The organism is Nocardioides korecus (assembly GCF_054778395.1).
In genome coordinates this window covers 1-5308 of record NZ_BAAGZO010000021.1, presented here as the reverse complement: position 1 = coordinate 5308, position 5308 = coordinate 1, and the positions used below count along the sequence as shown (strand labels likewise).

Genomic DNA, 5308 nt, shown 5'->3' with positions numbered 1-5308 from the left:
TTGTCCGGCGACGTCCTACTCTCCCACGACCTCCCGGTCGCAGTACCATCGGCGCTGAACGGCTTGACTTCCGGGTTCGGAATGGGACCGGGTATTTCCCGTTCGCTATGGCCGCCGTAACTCTATGGAGTTCAACAATCGATTCAACTACCAGTGGACGCAACAAAACATGAACGTATGTGTCTGTATCTACTGGCCCCGACCGTAACTCGGGAACCACACAGTGGACGCGCAACATCTTTGAGGGACAAGCCCTCGGCCTATTAGTACCGGTCGGCTAGGCATTACTGCTGTACACCTCCGGCCTATCAACCCAGTCGTCTACTGGGGGCCTTACCCGGTTAACCCGGTGGGAAACCTCATCTTGAAACGTGCTTCCCGCTTAGATGCTTTCAGCGGTTATCACTTCCGAACGTAGCCAACCAGCCGTGCTCCTGGCGGAACAACTGGCACACCAGAGGTTCGTCCATCCCGGTCCTCTCGTACTAGGGACAGCCTTTCTCAAGTTTCCTGCGCGCGCGGCGGATAGGGACCGAACTGTCTCACGACGTTCTAAACCCAGCTCGCGTGCCGCTTTAATGGGCGAACAGCCCAACCCTTGGGACCTACTCCAGCCCCAGGATGCGACGAGCCGACATCGAGGTGCCAAACCATCCCGTCGATATGGACTCTTGGGGAAGATCAGCCTGTTATCCCCGGGGTACCTTTTATCCGTTGAGCGACGCCGCTTCCACATGCCAGCGCCGGATCACTAGTTCCGACTTTCGTCCCTGCTCGAGCTGTCACTCTCACAGTCAAGCTCCCTTGTGCACTTACACTCGAAACCTGATTACCAACCAGGCTGAGGGAACCTTTGAGCGCCTCCGTTACATTTTAGGAGGCAACCGCCCCAGTTAAACTACCCATCAGGCACTGTCCCTGATCCAGATAATGGACCTAGGTTAGATATCTAATACGACCAGAGTGGTATTTCAACGTTGACTCCACACTCACTGGCGTGAATGCTTCACAGTCTCCCACCTATCCTACACAAGTCGAACCAAACACCAATACCAAACTATAGTAAAGGTCCCGGGGTCTTTCCGTCCTGCCGCGCGTAACGAGCATCTTTACTCGTAGTGCAATTTCGCCGAGTCCACGGTTGAGACAGCGCCCAAGTCGTTACTCCATTCGTGCAGGTCGGAACTTACCCGACAAGGAATTTCGCTACCTTAGGATGGTTATAGTTACCACCGCCGTTTACTGGGGCTTAAGTTCTGCGCTTCGCACTAGGTGCTAACACGTCCCCTTAACCTTCCAGCACCGGGCAGGAGTCAGTCCGTATACATCGTCTTACAACTTCGCACGGACCTGTGTTTTTAGTAAACAGTCGCTTGGGCCTGGTCTCTGCGGCCATCAATGCTTTTGCAGCAAGTGCATACACACATCCGGCCCCCCTTCTCCCGAAGTTACGGGGGCATTTTGCCGAGTTCCTTAACCGTGGTTCACTCGATCGCCTTAGTATTCTCTACCTGATCACCTGAGTCGGTTTGGGGTACGGGCGGCGCACAGCTCGCTAGAGGTTTTTCTCGACAGCATAGGATCATCCACTTCACCCAAACGGGCTCCCCATCAGGTCTCAGACATACACAGTGCGGATTTGCCTATCACTGCGTCCTACACCCTTAGCCAGCGACTACCATCGCGCTGGTTGGACTACCTTCCTGCGTCACCCCATCGCTTGACTACTACTAGCTCGGGTCATGCGCTCTGCCACCATCGCCCCGAAGGGTCCCGGTGGTTTCGGGCACTTAGCATCACCAGCCTCGTCATGGGCGCTGTTTTGCCGGTACGGGAATATCAACCCGTTGTCCATCGACTACGCCTGTCGGCCTCGCCTTAGGTCCCGACTTACCCAGGGCAGATTAGCTTGACCCTGGAACCCTTGATCATTCGGCGGAGGAGTTTCTCACTCCTCATTCGCTACTCATGCCTGCATTCTCACTCGTGTAGCGTCCACAACTGGTTCACACCGCTGCTTCACCCGCCACACGACGCTCCCCTACCCATCCACACACCTGGACCCACAAGTGGGCCGGGATACACGTATGAATGCCATAGCTTCGGTGGATAACTTGAGCCCCGCTACATTGTCGGCGCGGAATCACTTGACCAGTGAGCTATTACGCACTCTTTCAAGGGTGGCTGCTTCTAAGCCAACCTCCTGGTTGTCTCTGCGACTCCACATCCTTTTCCACTTAGTTATCGCTTAGGGACCTTAGCTGATGGTCTGGGCTGTTTCCCTCTCGACAATGGAGCTTATCCCCCACTGTCTCACTGCCGCGCTCTCACTTACCGGCATTCGGAGTTTGGTTGATTTCGGTAAGCTGTTGGGCCCCCTAGACCATCCAGTGCTCTACCTCCGGTAAGAAACACGCGACGCTGCACCTAAATGCATTTCGGGGAGAACCAGCTATCACGAAGTTTGATTGGCCTTTCACCCCTATCCACAGGTCATCCCCTCAGTTTTCAACCTAAGTGGGTTCGGTCCTCCACGCGGTCTTACCCGCGCTTCAACCTGCCCATGGATAGATCACTTCGCTTCGGGTCTTGATCGTGCCACTCAGACGCCCTATTCGGACTCGCTTTCGCTACGGCTTCCCCACACGGGTTAACCTCGCGACACAACGCAAACTCGCAGGCTCATTCTTCAAAAGGCACGCTGTCACAAGAACCAAAGGTTCTCGCTCCAACGGATTGTAGGCACATGGTTTCAGGTACTATTTCACTCCCCGCCAGGGGTACTTTTCACCTTTCCCTCACGGTACTTGTCCGCTATCGGTCACCAAGGAGTATTTAGGCTTAACGGGTGGTCCCGCCAGATTCACACGGAATTTCAGGGGTTCCGTGTTACTTGGGGTAACGCTTCAGAGCCATCGTCTTACACTTACGGGGGTATCACCCTCTACGCCGGGACTTTCCAGCCCACTTCAACTTCAACGATGGTTTCTTACTCTGTGTCATTTCGGCAGAAACAACCAAACGGCCCCACAACCCCACATGCGCAACGCCTGCCGGCTATCACACGCATCTGGTTTGGCCTCTTCCGATTTCGCTCGCCACTACTCTCGGAATCACTTTTGTTTTCTCTTCCTACCGGTACTGAGATGTTTCACTTCCCGGTGTTCCCTCCAACTGCGCTATGTGTTCACGCAGAGGTAACTGGACATGACTCCAGCTGGGTTTCCCCATTCGGACATCCCCGGATCAACGCTCGGTTGCCAACTACCCGGGGCTTATCGCAGGCTCCTACGTCCTTCATCGGCTCTTGGTGCCAAGGCATCCACCATGTGCCCTTAGTAGCTTGTCTTGCTACAAAGATGCTCGCGTCCACTGTGTAGTTCTCAAAATACGGTCGGCCCGTCACCACAACCCCCGCACACCCCAACACACCCCACCTCGAAGAGGCAGAACCCGCTGAAGCAGTTCGGAGAAATGACGGCCAAGAAGCAACCAAACCAAACAAACTGGCTTGATCCTTCAGGACCCAACAGTGTGTCAGACCCACCCCACCACACGCGACCAGGAGTTCCACGCCCACCACCCCCGAAGAGATGACGAACAGTACTAACCCAACCGCGAAAGCGAGGAGGACCAAATAATCGACGTTCCACTAGTGAGCTGGCCAAGCCGGGAAACATTCGTCCCCGAAACCCAAACCAATGGACAACCACACAAATGCGGCTGCCAAGATGCTCCTTAGAAAGGAGGTGATCCAGCCGCACCTTCCGGTACGGCTACCTTGTTACGACTTCGTCCCAATCGCTCGCCCCACCTTCGACAGCTCCCTCCGTAAACGGTTGGGCCACTGGCTTCGGGTGTTGCCAACTTTCGTGACGTGACGGGCGGTGTGTACAAGGCCCGGGAACGTATTCACCGCAGCGTTGCTGATCTGCGATTACTAGCGACTCCGACTTCATGGGGTCGAGTTGCAGACCCCAATCCGAACTGAGACCGGCTTTTTGGGATTCGCTCCACCTTACGGTATCGCAGCCCTTTGTACCGGCCATTGTAGCATGCGTGAAGCCCTAGGCATAAGGGGCATGATGACTTGACGTCATCCCCACCTTCCTCCGAGTTGACCCCGGCAGTCTCTTATGAGTCCCCACCATGACGTGCTGGCAACATAAGACGAGGGTTGCGCTCGTTGCGGGACTTAACCCAACATCTCACGACACGAGCTGACGACAGCCATGCACCACCTGTATACGAGTGTCCAAAGAGACCTCTGTCTCCAGAGGCTTCTCGCATATGTCAAACCTAGGTAAGGTTCTTCGCGTTGCATCGAATTAATCCGCATGCTCCGCCGCTTGTGCGGGCCCCCGTCAATTCCTTTGAGTTTTAGCCTTGCGGCCGTACTCCCCAGGCGGGGCGCTTAATGCGTTAGCTGCGGCACGGAACTCGTGGAATGAGTCCCACACCTAGCGCCCAACGTTTACGGTGTGGACTACCAGGGTATCTAATCCTGTTCGCTCCCCACACTTTCGCTCCTCAGCGTCAGGTAATGCCCAGAGAACCGCCTTCGCCACCGGTGTTCCTCCTGATATCTGCGCATTTCACCGCTACACCAGGAATTCCGTTCTCCCCTGCATACCTCAAGTCTGCCCGTATCAGAAGCAGGCTCGGGGTTAAGCCCCGAGTTTTCACTCCTGACGCAACAAACCGCCTACGAGCCCTTTACGCCCAATAATTCCGGACAACGCTCGCACCCTACGTATTACCGCGGCTGCTGGCACGTAGTTGGCCGGTGCTTCTTCTGCACATACCGTCACTTTCGCTTCGTCTGTGCTGAAAGAGGTTTACAACCCGAAGGCCGTCATCCCTCACGCGGCGTTGCTGGATCAGGCTTTCGCCCATTGTCCAATATTCCCCACTGCTGCCTCCCGTAGGAGTCTGGGCCGTGTCTCAGTCCCAGTGTGGCCGGTCACCCTCTCAGGCCGGCTACCCGTCGAAGCCTTGGTAGGCCATTACCCCACCAACAAGCTGATAGGCCGCGAGCTCATCCTCCACCGCCAGAACTTTCCACCCAACGCGATGCCACGTCAGGTCATATCCGGTATTAGCACCCGTTTCCGGGAGTTATCCCAAAGTGGAGGGCAGATTGCTCACGTGTTACTCACCCGTTCGCCGCTCGTGTACCCCGAAAGGCCTTACCGCTCGACTTGCATGTGTTAAGCACGCCGCCAGCGTTCGTCCTGAGCCAGGATCAAACTCTCCGTTGAAAACAAACAGCCACCACCACCCCACAAAGGAAGCGACAGCGACCAAA

General features: G+C 55.7%; 3 rRNA genes. All 3 read right to left on the bottom strand.

The window, feature by feature from the left end:
* Positions 1 to 2: 2 nt before the first annotated feature.
* The 3 genes from rrf to ACYVDA_RS20545 all read right to left on the bottom strand — a co-directional run bounded on the left by rrf (position 3) and on the right by ACYVDA_RS20545 (position 5261).
* Positions 3 to 119, bottom strand: a 5S ribosomal RNA gene (gene rrf, locus ACYVDA_RS20555).
* Positions 120 to 243: 124 nt separating this feature from the next.
* Positions 244 to 3349: ribosomal RNA gene (locus ACYVDA_RS20550) — 23S ribosomal RNA — on the bottom strand.
* A 393-nt stretch (positions 3350 to 3742) separates the two neighbouring features.
* A 16S ribosomal RNA gene (locus ACYVDA_RS20545) occupies positions 3743 to 5261 on the bottom strand.
* The 16S, 23S and 5S rRNA genes sit together here, the layout of an rRNA operon.
* Between the last annotated feature and the right edge of the window lie 47 nt (positions 5262 to 5308).